Here is a 23,047-nt window from a genome sequence, read left to right on the forward strand (position 1 = left end):
GCTTTCATATTGTTCTCATTTTCTCAGATTTTTGTCATAAATTTCAACCCCACTACCAAAAATGCCTTGTTGTCTAACAGGGGCTTGGTTCTCCTTTGTTAGTCAATGGTGTCTTCAAAAATTGCTAGAAACCAATGGTTTTGTTAAAGCGGAGGATTTCCAAACTGCGATGGCCATAAACCCCTTCTATGTGCTCGCGACAGCAGTCAATAGCAAAATCATTGAGTTCTTCTGGTTCAATCCCATACATATCGTGAAATATCTCTGGTTCCACACGGCAAAAACGGGGACGATTGGCGTAAATGCGGCATTCTCGGCTGGTATGGTCGAAATTAATGCACCATCCATGTTCGCCTACCATGCTCAGGTATAGTTCTAACTCTCGTGGTGTGAGGTATTCTTCCAGGTCTGGACGCTCGTCTGGGTTTAGATTACAGCAAGCGCCACATTGTTTAACACATTGCCAATTTGCCATTTTATTGATTTTCCTATAATTTTGTTAAGTAAATTAAATGTAACAGCTCATGGCCAGATATGATTAATGGCGAGTTGTTTGAGTTACTGTATTTTTCAAGGCAAATAAGAGGATAAGGGAAAAAATGTTTGACACTTTAAGCAATCTCAATTGGGAAGTCATTTTTCAGCTAGCTTCCATTGGATTAATCGTTATTGCTGGACCAGCAGTAATATTTTTACTAGCATTTCGCAACGGCAATCTGTAATGGTGCGATACTCTGAGTGCTGAGTTCAAGACATTTGTTTAAAATTGAAAATTGACTCAGGACTCAGAGATGATAATGCTTTAAGAGCAGCTTTGATAATTTTGTTGTACTGTGGTTGACATATGTCAACTTGTACACATTCTTGACGGTTTTTCCCTAATAAGCCAATGGTACGCCCTGGTTGAATGACTAAGATATTGCCTTCAGGATTTTTAATTCTTAATTCCGGTGGAAGATGGTTGTGATAAATACCACAAGTGTAATGTCCCTGGTCGTACTCAAAGTTAGTGGTTAATGGACTAGGTGGGGAATGAGAAAATAGGTGAGATGAGGGTGGTTGTTGGTAGTTAATGGCTTGGTGCTGATGGGGAAGTCTTATACCGACTAGTTCTAATTGTATGGTGGTGTTGCCATTAAAGTGATTTTCTCGCAGTCTGTAAGCAATATCTACTTGGGGGGGTAGAGGGAAGTATTGTTGCCAACGCCAGGCTATGGCTTGAATTTTATATTGTTGACTATGAATAGTTTGGCTGAAAGTTAATTTAATGTGACCCTTACCAATGATTTTTTGCTCAACAATTGCGACGTTAAATGTCCAAAACAAAGGGTCGGGATTCTCCATACCGCAGGGATGAAGATAATTGATGTGTTGGTAAAGCTGCTGATTGATTTGATTAAAGTCAACTTGAGTGTCAATTTTAATCAGTGGTTGGAGATGTTGCAATTCTAGACATTGATGAGCAAATTCGGATAATCGGCATCGCAACATTGGCAAGTTCTGGGCTGGTAAAGAAAAACCACCTGCGGCTTTGTGTCCACCAAATTTACCAAGTAAGTTGTGACAATATTGTAAAGCCGCAAACACATTAAACTCAGGAATACCACGAGCCGAACCACGAATTTTTTCATTATTTTCGTAAGTGCCAATGAATACAGGCACACCGTACCGTTCCACTAGGCGAGAGGCGACAATGCCAATGACTCCGTGATGCCAATGAGGTTGAACAATTACCAATACCCGGTCTTGTGAAAGAGAAGACACAAATTCTGATTCCACATAAAGAATAGCTTCTCGCTCAATTTCTTCGCACATTTCCTGACGGCGGGTGTTTGTTGATTCGCACTCTAAAGCTCGTGCTAGTGCTACCTCTGTATCATCTGTAGTTAATAATTCAATCACTATTTGAGGATCACCAATGCGACCAACAGCATTAATACGTGGTCCTAAACGAAAACCAATATCTTCTGGTTTTAAAGATTTAGAATTAGAGGAAGATGAAAGAGGAGTTTTTGGTGTTAATTCTTTTTGTCCGTCTTGTATTGCCTGTAATCCGGCGACTTGAATTAATGCTTTTATACCAGGTAGATTAGATTTGGGTAAAATTTTTAAACCGCGTTTCACCCAGCGACGGTTCACACCTGTTAAGGGAGCTAAATCTGCAATTGTTCCTAAAGTAAATAACGCTAACATTGGCTCTACTAAGCCTTTGACTTGTTTTAACTTTTGGGCTAGAGATATGGCTAAGATGTAGGCGACACCAACACCAGCCAGACTGCGATAAGGTGAGGATTCGGGGATGAGTTTGGGGTTGAGGATAGCGTTAGCTGGGGGGAGTTGTAGTGGGAGGTCGTGGTGGTCGGTGACGATTACATTTAAACCGAGTTGTCTAGCTCTGGCAATGGGTTCATAAGCAGAGATGCCATTATCTACAGTGAGAATTAGTTTGACATTTTCACGGTGAAACTCTTCAACAATGCGATTGTTAATACCATAACCATCGTGCATTCGACTGGGGATAGCGTAATTGATTTGAGCGCCCAAACTGCGGAGACTACGCAATAGCAACGCTGTGCTAGTCATGCCATCGGCATCATAGTCACCACAGATTGCTATTTTACCCTGGGAAGCTATGGCCTGTTGCAACAACTCTACACTCTCTTCTAAATCGGGAAATTCATCTAGGGGTGAAGGTAATACTATAGACTCTGGATCTAAAAAAGCTTTTGCTGCTTCTGGTGTTTTAATGCCACGATTAATTAATAACTGGCTAATAATGGGCAGAAGATTGGTGACTTGTCCCAGGTTTTCGGCAAGTTGTGGTTGCTGGGGATAAATTTCCCAGCGTTGGTTGGGTAAAGGCTTGTTGAAATTAGTGGGTTTTGGGAAAGCTTGTTCAACCATTAATATCTCATTTGTCAGTATTGCTTTGAAAAGTTTTTACTTAAGTTATTCTAATAACATTTTTTCTGGACTTAAACTAATCTACCTTGGTTATTAAGGATATACACAGACCGCCCCTGGAAAATTTCCATGAGGATGAATTTCAATGATGATAACTGCTTGATTAGAAATGGCTTCTTCTAATATCCCTGTATAATACTTTCATTGTTAATCAAAATTTTGTTGGCAAATATTTTTACCATATACCCAGATCCATGTATTTACTGAGAATAGTATTAATTGCTAATGTCATCAGCGCAATTATTGTGTATTTTTTGGTTAATCACCAGTCTACGAAAAATAATACCTCGAATCTTACTACAGATAGCCCTGTGGAACAAAAACAAGTTCCTCGTGTCAATTCACCATCTGATCAAGTCCTGATTCCTAATAGTTCCTTGGACAAAGTTACTTCTTCAGACATTAATTTTTTTAAGGGAAAACAAAATTTACAGAGTGTTGTAAAGGAATTAAATCACCTTTATAGAATTCCAGAGCCAAAGCAAGGGTTAAAGATTGTTAATCAGGTAATTAACGATTTAGGAATATCCCAAAATTTAATGCAATCAATTCCCTCAAATAGTAGTAACTATTTGAGGTCTCGTGAGTATTTAAAATATACTGAAGAATATCGACGGGTGGCAAATGCATGGCAAGATTTTTTCCTGAATCGCCTTGAACAGCAGCAGAGAATTGAATCTTTGCCAGTATCCCTGAAACCTGTATTTGTTGATTTATCTTTACAAAATAAATCTACTTTTTTGGCAGCGATGAAACGCCAATCTGTAGCCTTAACTTTTGATGATGGACCAACCAAGGAATATACTCCTCAAATTCTGAATATTCTCCAAAAAAATCAAGTTAAAGCTACTTTCTTTGTTGTTGGTAAGCGCGTGAGAGAAAACTGTGAAATTTTAAAAATGATTTATCAGTCAGGCCATGAAATTGGTAATCATAGCGATACTCATCCTGTATTTACTAAACTTAGCCCAATACAGCAACGTCAAGAAATTATTAAAGCTCAAGAAAGTATTAACCAATGTCTGGGGGACCATTATCCAACTCGATGGTTTCGTGCTCCTTACGGTAGGCAAAATGCACAAGTATTGGCAGCAGTTCATCAATTGGGTCTTAGTAGCGCTCAATGGATAGTTGATACCAATGATTGGCGAAAAAACAGTTCAGTTGCTTCTATTACTAAAGCTGTTGGCAGTGCCAGTACCCCCGGTGTTGTATTAATGCATGATGGTTTTTATACTAATCTTACATTCATACATTCCGAAGAAAGTCAGAGCCGTCAAAATACAGTTCAAGCTCTAGAACCGATTATCGCTCAATTGAAAAGTCGAGGATTCCAATTTGTCATCCTAAGTAAAGCCATTAATTAATATACATATGGATAAACTTCTGGTTAACCGTTATAAAATTGTTTCTGCTCTGGGTTTTGGAGGTTTCGGTGAAACCTTGTTAGCTCATGACACTCAAATGCCTTCCCAACGTCTGGTGGTGGTTAAACGTCTTAAACCCAATAACCAAAATGCTCATACTTCTCTGCAATTAATTAAACAACTTTTTCAAAAAGAAGCGGTAGTACTAGAAGAACTGGGAAATCATTGTGGTCAAATTCCGCAACTATACAGCTACTTTACTGATGGGGGTGAGTTTTATCTTGTGCAAGAATATATTGAGGGTAAAAATATGGCTCAGTTTGGTCAAATTACCTCAGAACACGCCACAATTATTCTTTCTTCCCTGTTGAACACATTGAAATACATTCACAGTAAAAATATTATTCATCGAGATATTAAACCTGAAAATATTATCCTCCGAGATAGCGCTCGCTTACCTGTATTAATTGACTTTGGCGCTGTTAAGGAAACTATGGGAGCCGTGACTTTAGGTTCAGGTTCTACAGTTAGTTCAGTGATAGTGGGAACTAGAGGTTTTATGGCTCCAGAACAAAGTGCTGGAAGAACAATGTTTAGCAGTGACTTATATGCGTTAGGAATGACTATCATTTCTGGGATGACGGGAAAATTACCCATTGAAATGTCGATGAATCCTCTTACAGGTGAACTGGATTGGCAAAGTTATGTAGCAAAACTTGAACCGAAATTAGCGGAAGTACTAGATAGGTCTATTAAAGTAGATTTAGGTAGTCGGTATCCTACAGCAGAAGCAATGTATCAAGATTTACATCATAGCAAACAAAGTGTAAGGTCAACACTTCCTAGTCAAGCCAATACATTTGTTATTTCACCAAAGTTTGATGGCAATAGGCAGTATAGTTCTGATTTACAAACCTTGGTCAATACAAAAGTAGCAAATAGCCAAGTAGCAGCTGATCAAATTAAAAATTTTTCCCAATTAAGTTTAAAGCCAATTATAGTTACGCTTCTGCTAATTACTTTAGGATTAGTCAGTGGACTTTTCATAACACAAGAGATTATGAAAACCCAACAAAAAGCTGCTCAGGCAGAACAGGAGAAGCAAGAAGCTGAACAAAAAGCTGCTCAGGCAGAACAGGAGACGCGAGAAGCTGAACAAAAAGCTGCTCAGGCAGAACAGGAGACGCGAGAAGCTGAACAAAAACGTCTTGAAGCTGAGAAAAAAGCGGTGCAGCAAGAGCAACAACGTTTGGCTACAGTAGCTCGACAAGCTAGAGAAGAACGGCAACGTTTAGCAGCAGAGAGAAAACGTATAAAATCTTTGGCATCATCTGATGTTGGTATTTCCAATACTATAAACTCAGAAGCTGTACAAGGAAATTCTAGTTCTTCTACTACATGGCAATCAACTTGTGGTCATTCCTATATTCCCGGCGCTCAATGGTGGGCTGTAAAAGGGCCAAGTAACGCTCTCAGTGCAGTAAAAAATAATTACTGTGGCGATGCATTCATCACTAAGAAAGAAACCCAGGCTGCAAGCTTTACCTCAGAAAGTGCTGCTTGGAGTTTTGCTAACAGGTTGAGTCAGGAATCTGGATTTCAATTTTGGGTAACTAAAAGTTCCCAAAGCCGTTGAAAGTTAGAAAATATTCATGATTAATGGAATTGAATATCAGTATATTCCAGATGATATTTGTCGTCTAGGGGAAACAGATAAGTTCAGATAAAAAGCTCTTCTATCGTTGCGAACAAACTCAGGGGTGGGGATGGTCTCTACAGATCAATTGTTGCGGCTTCTAACCAAATGTCTGCATCATCTGCGAGTAATTTTTCTGCTGCTTCTAACATAGAAGCAGCAATATCTTTTAAGTCTTCGCGATTATTTAAGTAAGTTTGCAAAGCTGATTTAGGGTCAATACTGCTGCTGGCGCTTAATTCTGGTATTCTGGGTCGAGCTAATTGACTGACTAATTCTGCCTGAATTGTATAGTTGTGAGCTAGAGTTAACGCTTCATGAATGGCGTTATTATCAATGAGCTCTATCTGTTCAGAACGGAGTTTATAAATTAACCTCACTACAGCATCTTCTATATGATTTTTAGCTATTGCTTTCATTAGAGCTCTTTGGGGATCATCGGCTTTGGATATATCTACTTCTATGGTGCGGAAAGTCCGAACCGGTAAAGGGCAAAATTCCCAGTCAGCTCTACCGCGCTCTAATTCTATGATGACATAGCCTTTATCTTCTTTTTCTTCGCTAAAATCTACTCTTTCAATACTTCCTGGATAAATTACTGGTGGGTTGTTAGATTTATGCAAATTTTGGTGGCAATGAACGTGTCCTAATGCTACGTAATCAAAACAAGGCCGGGTGAGTAAAGATAGAGGTAAGGTAAAGCCTTTACCTACTGCTAACAAGCGTTCTGCTCCTAATGTGGCATTGTCTGCCATCAAGTGAGCTAAAAGTACTGTGGGCACATGGGGGTCAAGACGGCGAATTTCTCCTTCTAAAACTACTTGTAGGCGTTGTGTTAACAGTTCATTGACTTCGGCTAAAGACGCGTTTTTGGTTTCTTGGCGGGTCATTAAGGTAGAACGAGTCAGCCAAGGTAGAGTAATGACTTGTATTTTGCCCCTGGGGGTATTAATGTTGTGAGTGGTTAAACTGTCACCTACCACAAACCCTGGCACCCCCAAGGTGCGGTAAATATTTAAGCTTGCTCCTCCGGTTCCTTGGGAATGTTGGTCGTGGTTTCCTACTAACAGTACTGTGGGAATATCTGCATCCACAAGTCGGCGAAACTGAACTGCAAAGGCTTCTTGCACGTATGGCGGCGGGGTGGCATCTGGGAAGGCATCACCACCAAACAAAACTAAGTCTACTGGATCTTCTATGGCTCGGTCAATACATCGAGATAATGTCTTGACAAAATCTTCTAATCGTGTATTTAATCCTGTGGCTGCATTGATGCGTCCGTGACAGAAACCGCTTCCCATGTGAATGTCGGAGAGATGCAGGATTTTAATCATTTTTGTCAGGTGTGATGGGGTACTGTAATTAATGTTTTAATTTTAGGAAAAAAGTGGCGATCGCAATTTTTGGTGTACGCAAGCCAGGTACCACATATAATCATCAATTTTTTCCTGAACCGCTTGCCCAATATGTTGCTGTGATAGTTCTATTTGGTTTTCTGCTTCAAAATACAATCCAACATAAAGATGACTGTAAAATTTAGTGCGTTTATCTTGATTAATAGTTAGTTTGAGTAAATCATCTGGGGAACAGCCACCTGCATACAAATCATATAGGCGGCGCATAACTAATCGAGGATCATTTTTTACTTCTAATAAACATTGGCGTGCTGGGGTAACACCATTGGTTTGAGCAACGCAAAGGTAGCGCCAGAGAGTTTCTTCCATGTCTTGATAGTTGACAGTTAAATCTACCTCAAACTGTCCAGCGCCTTCAGCAAATCTACCAGCATAGTAATAAGATAGCCCCCGTTGCCACAAATATGGTGTTAACCGGGGTTCAAGTTTTTCTGCATTGTCAAAATCAGCAATGGAAGCATGAATATTTGCTAGCTGAAAATGAACCATACCCCTTTGCACATAAGCTTTGGGGTCATGGGGATTGTTCGAGATAATTTCTTGCCAGCGGGCAAGCTTTTGTTCTAGGAGGTTTGTTGAGTTCATTATTTTCAATTTAATCGTCTAATAAACTCATCAAGGCGTGAATTTCCGGGTCTTTTGCTTCTGATAGTTGGTGTTGTAATTCTGATATTTGATTTTCCAATATTTGAGATGTGTAACTCATGTTATGTATTTTAGCCAGTTTTAATTGGGTTTCTCTTATCCTGAGTTTTCTTAACAATTCATTGACTTTATCAACACAGTTGTACTCTTGAGAATGCATAATTTTACACCAATTTAACAATACATTTGATTTGAGTAGGCACAAGAGCGGGCAAGATGCCCACCAGACAAAACTTTTATCGTTTATATCTGTATTTCGGATTATTGCAAGGATCTGTAAATCTCCTTGAAGATTTGTTTTTAGTATAAATTACTAGGAATTATAATATATACTGCTTCTTTTTATTACTCTAGTTGGTGAAAACCTGCTAGAGGAAATTCTGAGGTAGAATTTAGAACCTCCCTGGCTTTAGCCCCGAGGGTGTCAATGCTCTGAGGTATCTAGACAAAAGCAAACAATTATTGTAGGATTTGGTGATGATTAAAGTTTTTGCCAGACCTGTGGTGGGGTCAAAAATCATGGGGTCTTAGCAAATGCCCAGAACCTTGACAAGTCAATACTTATAGGGTTTCATCGGTTTGAGTTGGCAACTTTTCAAAGTCTGAAATTGAGTTTCTTCGTCAGGTTTGCCAAAACCACCTCTAGACTTGGCTTGCAGGATATGTTTCGGTTAGGGGTTTTTCTGCCCATCTAATCCTCGCAAGGGGACTGAAATATAATGCTACTAAGCTTAATTGCAGCGGGGTGGGTTTTCCCTAATCTAATCCTCTCAAGGGGACTGAAACTTAATTCAGCAAGTTCATTTTCAATATCAGTGCTATTGGCTTTCTGCTCACCTAATCCCCGCAAGGGGACTGAAAGAATGTCACTTTGATAAGTCTTTCCTTGTGTTTGTGCTTTATATTTCAAGATGGTGCAAAATATTCTCTATCTAAGTTGAGGAATGGGTTTAGCTAGTTTATGATTTTGTATCATGGTTTTAATATTAATATTGTGAGGACAAAACTTGGTTTTCGTTGACTATCCTAGCCAGTAGTTTGTGCAGAAAATCTTCACGGCAGTTAGTTATTTTTCTGTGAACTCTGGGAACTTTTTTTCTGGCTTTAATAGAATGATTAAAACCTTTTTTTCTAGATAACTGGTGGTGTTTGACTTTTAAGTTCTTTTTATGTGTGGTTTGGTGAGGGGCTTCTTGGGGTTTAAGCTAAAGTTGAATTAAGCCTTGGGGAAGTTAAAAGTGGGGTGGGGTAAAAATATTTTTGAGTATGTGATTAATTTATTGAGAAAATGCGATTAATTTTGTACAGCAAACCGGGGTGTCATTTGTGTGAGGGTTTACAGGAGAAATTACAAAAAGTCAGAAATTTCTGTTTTGAGTTGGAAGTTAGGGATATCAACACCCGTGAGGATTGGTTTTTAGCTTATCAGTACGAAGTTCCCGTTCTTTGTTTATTGAGCTACAGAATCCCGGAGGACAAAAAAGGGGAAACAGTGGAGGAGCGTTTGCCACGTCTTTCTCCTCGTGCTAGTGTGCAGCAATTAGAGCAAATGTTGAGTAAGTACTTATCTATGTAGGAAAAAATATTGCAGAATAATCCCAAGACAATTGTGTGGCGAGGTTTACCAAATGAAATTACGGGAATTATTGGCGGTGATAGATGGTATTGATTATTCGGCGGTACCCGATGTGGAAGTTAAGGGTTTGAAGACGAATTCTCATGCTTGCGGTGTGGGTGATTTGTTTATTGGTATGCCTGGAACGCGGGTAGATGGTGGGGATTTTTGGCCTAGTGCGATAACGTCAGGAGCCGTGGCGGCAATTATTTCACGGCAAGCATGGCAAAAAAATCCTCCTACAAATGAGGGGGTTGTTATGAGTGCGGTGGATATGACTGAGGTCTGCGCTCAGTTAGCGGCTGCTTTTTACGGTTATCCAGGACAAAAACTCAAGCTAGTGGGTGTAACTGGTACTAATGGTAAAACGACAACTACTCATCTGATAGAATTTCTGTTGAGTAGAGGGAATTTATCTACGGCTTTGATGGGAACTTTGTATACTCGTTGGCCTGGTTTTGAGCAAACCGCTATCCACACTACTCCTTTTGCTGTGGAATTACAACGGCAACTAGCTGAGGCGGTAAGTGCTGGCTGTGAGTTCGGCTGTATGGAAGTGAGTTCCCATGCTCTAGCTCAAGGTCGAGTTTTGGGGTGTGAATTTGAGGTGGGGGTGTTTACTAATCTCACTCAAGACCATCTGGACTTTCACCGCAATATGGAAGATTATTTTGCGGCTAAAGCATTGTTGTTTAGTGCTGATTATCTCAAGGAACGGGCAATTATTAATACTGATGATTTCTATGGTAGACGTTTAATTGCATCTTTAAATTCAGAACTTGTTTGGAGTTACAGCGTTAATGATCACAGTGCTGATTTGTGGATGAGTGATTTAAATTATCAGCCGAATGGTGTTAGCGGTATGTTACATACGCCAAAAGGTGATGTGGCTTTTCGCTCTCCTTTAGTTGGGCAGTACAATTTAGGGAATCTTTTGGCGGCTGTAGGTGCAGTTTTACATTTGGGGCTAGATTTGCAGTTGGTTGCTGGGGTAATACCTGAGTTTCCTGGGGTTCCTGGACGGATGGAACGGGTACAAATTAGTTATGAGCAAGATATCAGTGTGATTGTCGATTATGCTCATACTCCTGATAGTTTGGAGAATTTGCTCAAGGCTGCACGGCCGTTTATTCCGGGTAAGATGATTTGTGTGTTTGGCTGTGGAGGCGATCGCGATCGTACTAAGCGCCCAAAAATGGGTAAAATAGCTGCTGAGTTAGCTGATGTAGCAGTGGTGACTTCTGACAATCCGCGTACTGAAGACCCGGAAAGGATTTTACAAGATATTTTGGCGGGAATTCCTGATTCAGTTGAACCAGTGGTGATATGCGATCGCGCCAGTGCTATTCGTAGTGCAATTTTACAGGCACAACCTGGTGATGGGGTGTTACTAGCTGGTAAAGGTCATGAAGATTACCAAATTCTGGGCACTGAAAAAATTCATTTTGACGACCGAGAACAAGCACGAGAGGCTTTAGAGGAAAAATTCAAGCTCTAAAGTTAGTTGCCGCTGGGTTTGATTATTGGTAACACTTCTGCCACTATTTAGCCAGGGTGGGGTATACATACAAAATTAACTGCGGCGGGGTAGCCCCAGGGAAGTTTATTGTTGTCTTGGGTAGGTGATTAAATTTTGGGGGTTAGGAGTGGTCTTAAAGTTTTAACTTTTGCTTATTCCTAACATCCAGAGGCAAGAAAATAGTTAAGACTTCTCCATAGTGTTGGCGTTGGCGTACAATGAGTTTGCCGCCAATGGCCTGAAATAGATGCTTGGTTGCGGCAATATTTAAGCTAATAGTGCCTGTTTCTGGTTGAAACATGAGGAGTTGACCAAGGGCCTTGCGAATTGGTGGTGTGATGGTTTCTGTGGCTGGGTTTGTGCCTTGGCAATGGAATTGGGGGGATAGTTGTAACTTGAGTTGATCACCGGCTGGAATTACCTGGACTTGAATATGACCCCCTGGGGGTAAGCTGCGGGTAAAGTTTTCCATTAAGCCGGTGAGTACTTGATCTAAGATGTTGGGGTTGCTGACTACTGTTGGTAGTTGTTGGGGTAAGACGACATCTAGGGTCAAATTTCGCCGATGGGCTGCTTGTTGCCAACGGGGAACACTCTGGCGCAAGACTTGATCTAAACACGTGGGTGTCAGTTCGGTGCTAGGAGATTTTACGGGGGGAGAGTTTTCTAATTCTGCTGCTGTGAACAGCAATTCCATCCGGTCAATTTGATCAGTACATTCATGATCAATAATTTCTAGCCGACTGGTGACGTTGGGGGGTAGGTCTCGCTGTTTGAGTAGTAGGCGAGTCAGGGTACGAATTGTTGTTAACGGTGTGCGTACTTCGTGAGCAAAAGCCTGGAGCAGTTCTATATCGGGGGTTGGGGATGGGGTTGTGGGTTCTGTTTTGTGAGTGCTGTATGGAGGGTTTTCTGATGGTTCTTTATTGCTTTCTGGGTCTGTTAATTCTTGGAGTAACAACTGGCTGAAGTGAATTATGACTTGGTAATCTGGTGCTACTGGAGAGTATTTTTGTACTAATGTATCGAGTTCGCGGAAAAATTCTGGATTAGTTAACATTACCCTAGCACCAAGCGATCGCCAAGCTTGTTGTACTACTTCTGGCTGAAAGGAAAATGAAAAAGCTTTGTCACCGTTTTCTTGTTCTTTTAAAACCAGAACTAGTCTAAATTTGTCTGTAAAAACTAGGCAAAAGCGTTCTGTTGCCAGTGGATCGGCCGGTAGTAAAGGTAATATAGATTCTTGGGGAACTGTTTGTGTATTTGTTCCGGGAATAATGGTTGGCAGATAAAATGGCATGAGTGCCAAGGGGTTAAATGGCTTTGCCGTAAAAGTAACAGTTGGCAAATTTTGAGTTAATGTTGGCTGAGTAAATAGAGGTGCTGGTGCTGCTAAAACTAATCCTTGGGTGGTGTGAGGTGTAGCATCTGCTAATGTGTTGATTAGCAGTTGTTGCGTAGCTGCTAAACTCATGCGCCACTGTTGCTCTGCTTTTGTTGGTGAGCATTCAGCCATATTTGGTTGGTTTTGGGCTAAAATTTCACTGAGGCTTGGCAATATCCATTGATACACAGGTTTTCACCCCTTGACTGAAGAGCGATTAGTGGCCTTTCAATTAGGCATTACACTACTACCTATGAGATTATATTCTTTTGTTTGGTGGCAACAGTGGTAGAACCGAACAATATAGGTGCAATTTCCCCTGTTAAGGGTTGAAATTGAGCAAGGAAGGGGGGGGAGAGGTAGGGGGTAATTTTATGACACTTTCTGACTGGTGCAGTAATGGATACAGAGGTAGGGTAGGGTATGCAAAAAACTGGTAAATTACTTTATCACCAAAAAATTCAGTACGTAGCATACTATGAAACGTCGAAAAATTATTAATACAGCTGCCATTGCCACTGCAACTGCTGTGACCTTAGGTTCCTGTGCCCGTAACCAAACTGCGGCTAATGTGCAAACTGGATTGCCTAATGTGCGGTGGCGAATGGCAACTAGCTGGCCTAAATCTCTAGGGATTTTTAGTGGTGCAGATGTAATTGCCAAGCGAGTGAAAGAAATGACTAACGGACGTTTCACTATTACACCTTTTGCGGCTGGAGAAGTGGTTCCGGGGTTGCAAGTCATGGATGCTGTACAGGGGGGTACAGTGCAATGTGGACATACTGCGGGTTATTATTACGTCGGTAAAAATTTAGCTTTAGCTTTTGCTACCTCTGTACCTTTTGGATTAAACGCGCAACAGCAGAATGCTTGGTTGTATCACGGTGGAGGGTTAGAAGTCATGCAGAAGATATATGGTGACTTTAACATTATTAACTTTCCAGCTGGTAACACTGGGGCGCAAATGGGAGGATGGTTTAAAAAACAAGTCAACACTGTTGCTGACCTCCAAGGTTTAAAGATGCGTATCCCCGGTATGGGAGGACAAGTGGTATCTCGAATGGGTGTAAATGTGCAAGTGTTACCTGGAGGGGAAATTTTTTTGGCATTAGATCGCGGTGCAATTGATGCGGCTGAGTGGGTGGGTCCTTACGATGATGAAAAACTAGGGTTACATAAAGCTGCTGAATTTTACTATTATCCCGGTTGGTGGGAACCAGGTCCGACATTGGAGGTATTAGTTAACCGTGGTGCTTGGGACAAATTACCAAAGGAATACCAAGAAATTTTTAAAACAGCGACTCATGAAGCCAACATGAATATGCTGACTGAATATGATGCTTTGAACGGTCAAGCACTTTCGAGATTAATTGCCGATGGTACTAAACTAGTTTCGTTTAGTCCAGAAATTATGGAAGCGGCTCAAAAAGCTTCTGTTGAGTTTTTAGAAGAAAATGCTGGTAAAGACGCAACCTTCAAACAAGTTTACGAACAGTGGAAAAGCTTTCGTAAACAAGTTTTTGACTGGAATCGGGTCAATGAATTGAGTTATGCCAATTTTGCCATGTCCAAGGGTTAGGTCGTGGGAAGCGGGGGACAAAAACTGAGTTAACAGTCAATTGTCCCCAGGGCTTATTTACCCAAATTGGGCAAATAACTCACTATACCAGGAAAAATAATAATCAATAGCAAAACGAGGACTTGTAGCAAAATAAACGGGATAGCACCGCGATAGATGTCGGATGTGGTGACTTCTGGCGGTGCTACACCACGTAGGTAAAATAAGGCAAAGCCAAAGGGGGGTGTGAGAAACGAAGTTTGTAAATTTGCACCCAAAATTACACCATACCAAACCAGGTCAATTCCTAATTGCTGGGCTACTGGCACAAACAAAGGAATAACAATAAAGGCAATTTCAAAAAAATCAATAAAAAAGCCCAGAATAAATACTGTTACCATGCTGACAAACAAAAAGCCGATGTTGCCGCCGGGAAGATTAGCCAGAACATCAAACATAAATTGATCGCCATTGAGTCCCCTGAATACTAAGCTAAAGGCGGTGGAACCTAACAAAATAAACAGTACTATGGTGGTAATTTTTAAAGTGGTATCACAAACCTGACCCAGGGATGCTATGGTAAATTTGCGGTTGGCCGCTGCTAAAGCCATGGCACCTGCACAACCCACCGCACCTGCTTCTGTGGGGGTAGCAAAGCCAAAAAATATACTTCCCAGTACTAATAAAATCAAAATGAGCGGGGGTAGCATTACCTGAATTACGCGTTTTCCCAAAGCTTCACTACTAATATTCCTCACTTCGGCGGGCAAGGCTGGAGCTAAATCTGGCTTGAGAAATGCTACAATCAGGATGTGTAGGGCGAAGGCACCGGACATCATTAAACCGGGAATCACTGAACCGATAAATAAATCACCAACTGAAACCCCTAACTGATCACCTATTACTACCAAAACAACACTTGGCGGGATAATTTGCCCGAGAGTACCAGATGCGGCAATTACGCCTGTTGCTAGTTCCTTGTTGTATCCGTAGCGCAACATTATGGGTAGAGAAATTAAACCCATAGCCACCACGGTTGCAGCCACCACACCAGTAGTTGCAGCTAGGAGGGTGCCCACTATGACTACGGCTAAAGCTAGTCCGCCGCGTAAGCGTCCCAAGACAATGCCCATTGTTTCTAACAAATTTTCAGCTATGCCGGATTTTTCTAGCATGGACCCCATAAAAATAAAGTAAGGGATAGCTAGGAGGGTGTAATTGGCCATGATGCCAAAAATTCGCTGTGGCATAGCAGTGAGGAACACGGGGTCAAATACACCAAGTACAATTCCCACTATGCTAAATAGAATTGCTACTCCACCCAGGGAAAATGCTACGGGATATCCTAACGATAGCAGTACTAGTGCCCCAGCGAACATCCCTGGTCCGAGCCATTCATAATCCAGTGTCATGTTTTTCCTCCTGGGTTTCTGGTTTGCTTTGAAGAATTGCCCAGTTTTTAATGATTTGAGAAATTCCCTGGAAAATCAACAAGACAAAACAGATGATAATCATGGTTTTAATCGGGTAGCGGGGTAAACCATCAGGGTCTGGGGATGTTTCCCAAATTTGCCAGGAAGCGACAATGCTATCCCAAGAAAAAAATATGACCATAATAGAAAATGGAATTAGAAATAATACTGTTCCTACTAAGTCTGCCAATGCTTTGCCCTTAGGTGGCCAATTGCTGTAGAACACATCCACGCGGACGTGTTCGTTAGCTTTTAAAGTATACCCTGCACCCAACAAAAAAATTAAATCAAAAATATACCATTGGGCTTCTATGTAAGCGTTAGAAGTTACATTAATGCCAACAAGCCGCCCTAGATATCGTCCTGCAACATTCCATACACCAAGTGTGACCATGAGTAGTACTAGCCAAATGGTCAATTTGCCAATGCGTTCGGTGCATGCATCAATAAATCTGGCTATTGTTAATAATCTTGATAATTTTGCCAAGGATGTTTTAACCTCTTGAGTTGTGATGAGTGTTTTTAGTAGTTAATTATTGTTCTTTAAGGAAAAATGCTCAAACAAAAGGGGAGTCTTAGCTCACCTGCTACCAAGGCGATTTTGCAATGGCTCTAATAAGTTTCCATTGTGTTGAGGGTGGCAGGGGATGAGAAGATTAAAGTAGGTAAATTTTATCATTCATCCATGAGTTCAAATCTTCCTTCTTTGCAACGCAAATTACATCATCAAGCCCTAGGGGCTAAGATTTTCCATTCTATTAATATCATCAGCTTGTTGATCATGATCACCAGTGGGCTACAAATTTACAATGCCAACCCAGTATTTGGTGGACGTGCTGGTTTACACATTCCCCCTATATTGACGTTAGGAGGTTGGTTAGCAGGTGGTAGACACTGGCACTTTGCCTCCATGTGGTTGTTTTCATTAAATCTGCTGTGCTATGGAATTTATGTTTTTGTGACGCGACGCTGGCGGCATAGATTTGTTGGAGTCAATGATTTCAAAGCATTACAAAAAACTCAAAATTCTCAACGTTTAAGTTATGCTTGGCATCGCATAATTTACACTGCAATTATCCCTGTTTTACTTTTAGCATTACTTACGGGTTTAGGTATGTATAAACCTGCTCAATTTCCTTGGATTGTAGATATGTTTGGTAGTTGGCAAGGATTACGGATTGTTCATTTTTTAACTGTACCAATAGTAATTATATTTACAGTAATTCATGGATTTTTAGGACAAAAAGCTGGAGGTTCTCAACTGACGGAATCTATGTTTTGGTAATTTGACTTGATTAACATCCGGGATAAATTTACGTTTATTCATTAATGATTGGTCTATTGTGATTTTCTGGAGAAAAAATGAATTTTTATCACATACAGCGTCGTCAGTTTCTTAAAATTTCTGGATTATCTAGCATAAGTTTACTGCTAGGTGGTTGTGGTACACCTTTGTTTGAAGATATGGTAGGGACACTTACTGAACCACTTAATCGCAAAGTGGGAGAATTAATATTTAACTCTCTCAAGCCTGTACCAGAATTTACAGTTAGTCAAATTCAACCACAGGAATTAATAGTTAATAGTTTCAGACATACACCAGTTATTGATTTAGATAAATATCGCTTAATTATTGATGGGGAAGTGAACAAACCTCTGAGCCTTACTTTAGCTGAAGTTCAAACCTTACCTCGAAGTTCTATGATTATTCGTCATGTTTGCGTGGAAGGTTGGGCAGCAATCGTGCAATGGGGTGGCATACGTCTACGGGAGGTGATTGCTCTTGCGGAGCCTAAAGCCAATGTACGGTTTGCTTATTTTAAGTCTGCTGATGGTTACTATGAAAGTTGGGATATAGCTTCAGCTTTACATCCTCAAACTTTGTTGGCTGATGAGAAAAATGGCCAACCTTTGCCAGTTGACAATGGTGCGCCTTTACGTTTAGCTTCACCTGTTAAACTTGGTTATAAGCAAAGTAAGTGGGTAACTAAAATTTCACTGGTGAATAGTTTATCAACTTTTAAAGGCTACTGGGAAGATCAAGGTTATGATTGGTTTGCGGGAATTTAGCAGTTGACAAAGAGTAAAGAATGATGTTTGAGGGGTGCTTGCGATAATATCTATAATTAATTACCACCATGATTTTTTTTGACAAGTTACAGGCTAGCATATTGCAAAATCAAAGCTTACTATTTGTAGGTCTTGATCCAAATCCAGAGATGATGCCTTTAAATTATCAATCTGAGGATGTGATTTCTGGTTTGCATGATTGGTTACAATTTATTATTAGGGAAACGACTGATTTAGTCTGTGCTTATAAGCCAACGCTAGGATTTTATCAAGCTTTGGGAGTTCCAGGTATAGAATTGCTGGAACAAGTTTTAGCGGCTATTCCTAGCCATATACCTGTTATTTTAGATGCGAAACATGGTGATTTAAATACTAGTACTGTTTTTGCTCGTAAAGTATTTAGGGACTGGAATGTAGATGCTATTACTCTCAGTCCCTATACGGGACAAGATCATGTGGCACCGTTTTTAGTTTACCCTGATAAGGCAGTATTTATTTTATGTTGTAGTTCTAATCCAGGGGCGGAAGCCTTACAACAATATCCGACAAATGAATCACCACTTTATTTACAAGTAGTTAAAGAGTCAAAAAATTGGGGCACTCCAGAACAATTAGGGTTAGAAGTAGGTACTACAAATCCTGAAATTTTAGCTTTGGTTCGGCAAGTGGCACCTGAACGTGTTATTATGGCACGCAGTGTTTGGGCGGAAGGTAGTGATCTCAATCGAATTTTAGCAGCTGGCTTGACTGCTAAGGATGATGGATTATTAATCCCTGTACCTCAAGATATGTTGAATAAGCCCAAGTTGGCTGAAAATATTGACGCTTTATGTGCAGAAATTAATCAAAGGAAAACTCAAATTGTCCATGGTAATTCTAGCTGTACTTTGTGGTTACCTGATGTTTGTGTTTTAAATCAGCATCCCCAGCAAGACTTGATTTTACAACTATATGATCTTGGTTGTATTATGTTTGGTGACTTTGTTCAAGCTTCAGGAGCTACTTTTCCTTATTACATCGATTTACGGAAAATTATTTCTAATCCTCAAGTTTTTAATCAAGTTCTCAGTGGTTATGAGGAAATTTTAAAGCATCTCAATTTCGCTAGGTTAGCAGGTATTCCCTACGGTTCTTTACCTACTGCTACTGGTTTAGCTTTGCGTCTCCATTGTCCTATGATTTTTCCCCGTAAAGAAGTAAAAGCACACGGAACTCGGAAGTTGATTGAAGGTGATTTTTATCCTGGTGAAACTGTGGCGGTGGTGGATGATATTCTTATAACTGGCAAAAGTGTGATGGAAGGTGCAGAAAAGTTAAAATCAGCGGGGTTGCATGTTGAAGATATTGTGGTGTTAATTGACCATGAACAAGGTGTCAAGGACAGACTGCGAGATTATGGTTATCGAGGTCATTCTGTTTTCACTCTTTCCGAAATTACAGAAACGCTTTATCAAGCTGGTAGAATTACCCAAGAGCAATTTTTGGCGTTTAAAGAAAGTTAATTTGAGTTGTAATTAATAATTAACAAAATAATTACGGAAAATTAAGTGATAAAAAACTGATTGATGATGGGAAAAATCGCAGTTTTTACGCTACATATACTACCAGTAAGTCATTCATAGCAACGATGATTAGCTGTGCTGTGTCTGGAGTATCACGGCAGGGTCTTTCAATTGGAGTTTAGAGTAGACCATGGAAAATGACCCAGCAGGGCTGAGTTAATGAGAGACTTAGCAAAACTATGAATGATCTGGAATATTAAACAGTAACTGATGGTTTTTTAGGTGGACGTGATACTGTTTTTTTAACAATAGGACAGGGGTTTTGACGGTGACGCTTTTTTCCTGGTTGCCAACCAGGGGACTTTCCGCGAGGTTTGGGTGTAGAGGTGGGAGTACCAATGGCGACAAAAACTCTACCCATAGCTTGAGCAATTCTTCCAGGGGTCAAATTATCCTGAGACCTCTGCCAAGGTAGAGGATTGTCAGTGACCATATCATGGGCTAACCACAATTCCCAAGTCATTAAAGGCATGAGGTCACTCTATCTCTCACATTGCTTAAAAGTACCAAAGTTTGGTACAGTCCAAGGCAACCATAAAAGTTTAGACACCCCTTGATGGCTTTGGGCGTATGGCAGGTTGGCGGAAGTGTAAATCTTTCCACAAGCTCACACGCACAAGTCTTAATTTTGGGTCATTCACTTCCAACACAGATGTCGCTGTGGTCTGCTATCTTGTAGCGCCTCATATATACTTGGCCACTTGTGTCTAAATACTGGTGATAAAGACAACTCTGATTTAGTCTAAACTCCAGTAAAATCTATATCGACACAAAAGTTATCAGGGCTTTTATAAAAAAAACTGGTGAGCCTGCTCTTGGTTTTAGCAGTGACACCAATGGTTCCGATAACTTTCAAAATTACTGGGTCTCTGGTAGTAATTAAACTGTTTAACAATTATTAATTTTACGAGTTGGTGAAACTGATAACTGTTAACTATCTAATAATTTAACCAAATCTACCACTGACATAATTTCGCGTATCTTCTTGCTGCGGGTCATTAAAAATGGCTTGTGTAGAGTTGTATTCAACTAAATAACCACTGCGACCACCTTCTGAAACTTTCACATTGAAAAATGCTGTATAATCGGAAACTCGCGCCGCTTGTTGCATATTGTGAGTTACGATGACAATAGTATAATTTTGTTTCAGTTGATGAATTAGTTCTTCAACCCGCAGAGTAGAAACAGGGTCTAGGGCTGAACAAGGTTCATCCATGAGAATAATTTCCGGTTGTACCGCAATGGCTCTGGCAATACACAACCGTTGTTGTTGTCCTCCAGATAAAGATGCTCCACTTTGCCGCAGTTTATCTTTGACTTCATCCCACAAAGCTGCTTGTCGCAGACTTCTTTCTACTAATTCATCAAAATTACCTTTATACCCATTGATTTTTGCTCCAAAAGTGATATTGTCATAGATCGATTTAGGAAACGGGTTTGGTCTTTGAAATACCATCCCAATTCTCCGGCGCACCTCTACAGGATCAATATTTGGTGCATACAGATTATCATTGTAAAAATAAATTTTACCTTCGGCTCGGAACGAATCAATCAGATCATTCAGACGGTTATAGCATCGCAGCAATGTACTTTTACCGCAGCCAGAAGGGCCAATAAAGGATGTCACCTTATTTTTCGGGATATCCAGCCAAATACTCTGCAAAGCTAAAAACTTCCCGTAGTAAACGTTCAGATTTTCTGTCCGTAAAACGGTTTCAGTGTTATTCACCGTACTAGTGTTAGTAGACATAATCTATTGTAATGTAATGTAAATTTTAGCGATAGAGAAACGCAATTGAGCTACGGTTTCACTAAGCTTTTCGACTAGTTGCCCAACGAGCGAAAATGCTCGTAATCAAAACCATCAATACCAATACCAAAGAGCCTGCCCAAGCTAGTGATTGCCAATTTGCAAAAGGAGAAATTGCGAAGTTGTAAACTAAAACAGCCAAAGAAGGAGTAGGCTCCAATAAGCCATCAGGCCAAAATTGGGAGAATAAAGCCGTAAACAATAAAGGAGCAGTTTCCCCTGAAGCACGAGCGATGGCCAAGCTTGAACCAGTGACAATTGCTGGTAGCGCAGCTGGCAACACAACTTGTGTTACTGTTTGAAAGTTAGTAGCTCCTAAACCCACAGATGCTTGGCGCAAGTCTTGGGATACTAACTGTAACGCTTCATCTGTGGTTTTTACAATAATTGGCAACATCAAAATTGACAAAGCGAACCCACCACCAATAGCTGAGTATGAGCCCAAGTTCAACTTGACTAACCCCAAAACCACAATTCCGTAGGCAAATACTCCAGCAATAATTGAGGGAACTCCACTGAGAACGTTAGTAGCAAATCGTATCCATCTCGCCAGCTTACCAGTGCTGAATTCTGTTAAGTAAATTGCAGCTAAAACACCGAAGGGAATGCTAATCAATGCAGCAATGCTGACCATGATTATGGTTCCTACAATGGCGTTACCAAAACCTCCTCCCTGTCTCATGGGTGGGGGTGGTAGTTCAGTAAACACACGAAGTTCCAGACTACTAAAGCCCTTAATCACGATGTAAGTAATTACTGCCACTAAAGGCACTAACACTAGTCCCCCACAGATAAATGCTACCACGGTCATCACTGAATTAAACAGAGTCCGGGGAGATTGAGGAGAACGCGTTAAACTGCGTTGAGGAAATTTCGATGTCATAATTAAATCTAAAACCACCCTAGATTCGCTTCACTCGCAAAACAATCCACTCTGCCATGACGTTGACAAAAAGTGTAATAAAAAACAAAACCAAGCCTGCGTACATTAAAGCCGCAACTTGCAAACCACCAGCTTCCGCAAATTGATTTGCCAGCAGAGAAGCTATGGTATTAGCTGGAGCAAAAATTGAGATGTTAATATTGTTGGCGTTACCAATCAACATTGTTACGGCCATTGTTTCTCCCATCGCCCGACCAAGTGCCAGCATCACAGCACTGACAATCCCCGAAAAGGCAGATGGAATAATTACCATGAAAATAGTTTCCCAACGAGTAGCACCTAGTCCCATGGATGCTTGACGCAGGGCGGAAGGTACAGAAATTAGTGCATCACGAGATATAGCTGTAATGATTGGCACAATCATAATCGCCAAAATGACCCCCGCAGGAAACATGGATGGACCTGTGGGTGGAGTGCTAAAAAATGGTATCCAGCCAAAATAAGTATGAATCCATTTCCCTACTTGATTCAAAATCGGAATTAAAACGAAAATACCCCATATTCCGTAAACAACACTGGGAATAGCAGCCAGCAGTTCTACTAAAAATACTGTTACAGTGCGCACTTGAATAGGGAGAAAATTTTCGCTCAATAACACAGCAGTTCCGACACCAATAGGCACAGCTATGAACAAACCAATAAAAGAACTTAACAAAGTTCCATAAATTTGCGGCAGCACCCCATAATCATCGATAACTGGATTCCAAGCACTTTTAAATAAAAAGGCTACACCATATTTTTGAATGGCTGGCCAGGCTTCTAAAGTAACCTGTACAGCAATCCATAATAAAGTACCGGCTACAGCTAAGGCAAAAGTTCGAGTCAGCCAAATAAAGCTTCGGTCCAGAGAATTTCTCAGTTGAGAGCGACCTTTGATATCTGCCGATTGCAGAGTTGGAGAATTTGTAGTCATGACTACTAAATGTAACAATTAAATGGGATAAAAATGTGGTAGCGAAACAGGTTAATAAAGTTGTCGCTTTATCAACTTTGCAAGTTTGACATAGGCTTAGATGTCAGAATTGCC

General features: G+C 40.6%; 21 protein-coding genes and 1 pseudogene. 9 read left to right on the forward strand and 13 right to left on the reverse strand.

The window, feature by feature from the left end; all coding sequences use genetic code 11:
- Nucleotides 1-124: 124 nt before the first annotated feature.
- Nucleotides 125-475, reverse strand: a complete 351-nt coding sequence (locus NWP25_RS01495; RefSeq protein ID WP_280652457.1) for a YkgJ family cysteine cluster protein — start codon at nucleotides 473-475, stop codon at nucleotides 125-127.
- A gap of 124 nt (nucleotides 476-599) precedes the next feature.
- On the opposite strand from NWP25_RS01495, the gene psb30 reads away from it, so the two are divergent.
- Entirely contained in the window at nucleotides 600-722 is a 123-nt protein-coding gene (gene psb30 / locus NWP25_RS01500; RefSeq protein WP_280652456.1) for a photosystem II reaction center protein Ycf12/Psb30, read from the forward strand.
- A gap of 25 nt (nucleotides 723-747) precedes the next feature.
- Here psb30 and recJ read toward each other — a convergent pair whose 3' ends face one another.
- Nucleotides 748-2,904, reverse strand: a complete 2,157-nt coding sequence (recJ, locus tag NWP25_RS01505) for a single-stranded-DNA-specific exonuclease RecJ (RefSeq protein ID WP_280698747.1) — start codon at nucleotides 2,902-2,904, stop codon at nucleotides 748-750.
- A gap of 254 nt (nucleotides 2,905-3,158) precedes the next feature.
- Here recJ and NWP25_RS01510 point away from each other — a divergent pair, with 254 nt between their 5' ends.
- Together NWP25_RS01510 and NWP25_RS01515 are read left to right on the forward strand one after the other, a co-directional pair.
- Entirely contained in the window at nucleotides 3,159-4,331 is a 1,173-nt protein-coding gene (locus NWP25_RS01510) for a polysaccharide deacetylase family protein (protein WP_280652454.1), read from the forward strand.
- A gap of 7 nt (nucleotides 4,332-4,338) precedes the next feature.
- The gene (locus NWP25_RS01515; RefSeq protein WP_280698749.1) at nucleotides 4,339-5,967 is read left to right on the forward strand and encodes a protein kinase domain-containing protein; all 1,629 of its coding nucleotides are present in this window, start codon (nucleotides 4,339-4,341) and stop codon (nucleotides 5,965-5,967) included.
- A 137-nt stretch (nucleotides 5,968-6,104) separates the two neighbouring features.
- On the opposite strand, the gene NWP25_RS01520 is transcribed toward NWP25_RS01515, so the two are convergent.
- The 4 genes and pseudogenes from NWP25_RS01520 to NWP25_RS01535 all read right to left on the reverse strand — a co-directional run.
- Complete coding sequence (locus tag NWP25_RS01520) at nucleotides 6,105-7,361, reverse strand: exonuclease SbcCD subunit D (RefSeq protein WP_280656459.1); 1,257 nt, start codon at nucleotides 7,359-7,361, stop codon at nucleotides 6,105-6,107.
- 42 nt (nucleotides 7,362-7,403) lie between these two features.
- Complete coding sequence (locus tag NWP25_RS01525; protein ID WP_280652451.1) at nucleotides 7,404-8,027, reverse strand: tetratricopeptide repeat protein; 624 nt, start codon at nucleotides 8,025-8,027, stop codon at nucleotides 7,404-7,406.
- Between the two features lie 10 nt (nucleotides 8,028-8,037).
- Nucleotides 8,038-8,247, reverse strand: coding sequence for a hypothetical protein (locus NWP25_RS01530; RefSeq protein WP_280652450.1), 210 nt, complete (start codon nucleotides 8,245-8,247; stop codon nucleotides 8,038-8,040).
- 826 nt (nucleotides 8,248-9,073) lie between these two features.
- Nucleotides 9,074-9,205, reverse strand: a pseudogene (locus NWP25_RS01535) (RNA-guided endonuclease TnpB family protein); the annotation flags it as partial.
- A 170-nt stretch (nucleotides 9,206-9,375) separates the two neighbouring features.
- Between NWP25_RS01535 and NWP25_RS01540 the strand changes: the two are divergent.
- Nucleotides 9,376-9,663 (forward strand): glutaredoxin family protein, encoded by a 288-nt coding sequence (locus NWP25_RS01540; RefSeq protein WP_280651799.1) that lies wholly within the window; start codon nucleotides 9,376-9,378, stop codon nucleotides 9,661-9,663.
- A 52-nt stretch (nucleotides 9,664-9,715) separates the two neighbouring features.
- Nucleotides 9,716-11,200 carry a UDP-N-acetylmuramoyl-L-alanyl-D-glutamate--2,6-diaminopimelate ligase gene (locus NWP25_RS01545; RefSeq protein WP_280698751.1) on the forward strand — a complete coding sequence of 495 codons (1,485 nt, stop codon included), beginning with the start codon at nucleotides 9,716-9,718 and terminating at the stop codon, nucleotides 11,198-11,200.
- A 154-nt stretch (nucleotides 11,201-11,354) separates the two neighbouring features.
- On the opposite strand, the gene NWP25_RS01550 is transcribed toward NWP25_RS01545, so the two are convergent.
- Nucleotides 11,355-12,794 (reverse strand): sensor histidine kinase, encoded by a 1,440-nt coding sequence (locus NWP25_RS01550; protein WP_280651801.1) that lies wholly within the window; start codon nucleotides 12,792-12,794, stop codon nucleotides 11,355-11,357.
- A gap of 289 nt (nucleotides 12,795-13,083) precedes the next feature.
- Between NWP25_RS01550 and NWP25_RS01555 the strand changes: the two genes are divergently transcribed.
- Nucleotides 13,084-14,184: a TRAP transporter substrate-binding protein gene (locus tag NWP25_RS01555; protein ID WP_280651802.1), complete on the forward strand. Its 1,101-nt coding sequence runs from the start codon at nucleotides 13,084-13,086 to the stop codon at nucleotides 14,182-14,184.
- Between the two features lie 53 nt (nucleotides 14,185-14,237).
- On the opposite strand, the gene NWP25_RS01560 is transcribed toward NWP25_RS01555, so the two are convergent.
- On the reverse strand, nucleotides 14,238-15,575 hold the full coding sequence (locus NWP25_RS01560) for a TRAP transporter large permease (protein WP_280698753.1): 1,338 nt from the start codon (nucleotides 15,573-15,575) through the stop codon (nucleotides 14,238-14,240).
- Nucleotides 15,559-16,029 carry a TRAP transporter small permease subunit gene (locus tag NWP25_RS01565; RefSeq protein ID WP_280656494.1) on the reverse strand — a complete coding sequence of 157 codons (471 nt, stop codon included), beginning with the start codon at nucleotides 16,027-16,029 and terminating at the stop codon, nucleotides 15,559-15,561. The genes NWP25_RS01560 and NWP25_RS01565 overlap by 17 nt, the downstream gene beginning before the upstream one ends.
- Nucleotides 16,030-16,320: 291 nt before the next feature.
- Between NWP25_RS01565 and NWP25_RS01570 the strand changes: the two genes are divergently transcribed.
- The 3 genes from NWP25_RS01570 (at nucleotide 16,321) to NWP25_RS01580 (ending at nucleotide 19,207) form a co-directional block, all read left to right on the forward strand.
- Nucleotides 16,321-16,920: a cytochrome b/b6 domain-containing protein gene (locus NWP25_RS01570; RefSeq protein ID WP_280656463.1), complete on the forward strand. Its 600-nt coding sequence runs from the start codon at nucleotides 16,321-16,323 to the stop codon at nucleotides 16,918-16,920.
- A gap of 77 nt (nucleotides 16,921-16,997) precedes the next feature.
- On the forward strand, nucleotides 16,998-17,705 hold the full coding sequence (locus NWP25_RS01575; RefSeq protein ID WP_280651805.1) for a molybdopterin-dependent oxidoreductase: 708 nt from the start codon (nucleotides 16,998-17,000) through the stop codon (nucleotides 17,703-17,705).
- A 68-nt stretch (nucleotides 17,706-17,773) separates the two neighbouring features.
- Complete coding sequence (locus NWP25_RS01580; RefSeq protein ID WP_280651806.1) at nucleotides 17,774-19,207, forward strand: bifunctional orotidine-5'-phosphate decarboxylase/orotate phosphoribosyltransferase; 1,434 nt, start codon at nucleotides 17,774-17,776, stop codon at nucleotides 19,205-19,207.
- 256 nt (nucleotides 19,208-19,463) lie between these two features.
- Here the strand turns inward: NWP25_RS01580 and NWP25_RS01585 are convergent, their stop codons facing one another.
- The 4 genes from NWP25_RS01585 to pstC all read right to left on the reverse strand — a co-directional run bounded on the left by NWP25_RS01585 (nucleotide 19,464) and on the right by pstC (nucleotide 22,933).
- Nucleotides 19,464-19,739 carry a hypothetical protein gene (locus NWP25_RS01585; protein ID WP_280651807.1) on the reverse strand — a complete coding sequence of 92 codons (276 nt, stop codon included), beginning with the start codon at nucleotides 19,737-19,739 and terminating at the stop codon, nucleotides 19,464-19,466.
- A gap of 474 nt (nucleotides 19,740-20,213) precedes the next feature.
- Complete coding sequence (pstB, locus tag NWP25_RS01590) at nucleotides 20,214-21,017, reverse strand: phosphate ABC transporter ATP-binding protein PstB (RefSeq protein ID WP_280651808.1); 804 nt, start codon at nucleotides 21,015-21,017, stop codon at nucleotides 20,214-20,216.
- Nucleotides 21,018-21,078: 61 nt separating this feature from the next.
- Nucleotides 21,079-21,960 carry a phosphate ABC transporter permease PstA gene (gene pstA / locus NWP25_RS01595; protein WP_280651809.1) on the reverse strand — a complete coding sequence of 294 codons (882 nt, stop codon included), beginning with the start codon at nucleotides 21,958-21,960 and terminating at the stop codon, nucleotides 21,079-21,081.
- Between the two features lie 19 nt (nucleotides 21,961-21,979).
- Nucleotides 21,980-22,933: a phosphate ABC transporter permease subunit PstC gene (gene pstC / locus NWP25_RS01600; RefSeq protein WP_280651810.1), complete on the reverse strand. Its 954-nt coding sequence runs from the start codon at nucleotides 22,931-22,933 to the stop codon at nucleotides 21,980-21,982.
- Between the last annotated feature and the right edge of the window lie 114 nt (nucleotides 22,934-23,047).

The organism is Umezakia ovalisporum Ak1311 (assembly GCF_029891685.1).
GTDB lineage: Bacteria > Cyanobacteriota > Cyanobacteriia > Cyanobacteriales > Nostocaceae > Umezakia > Umezakia ovalisporum.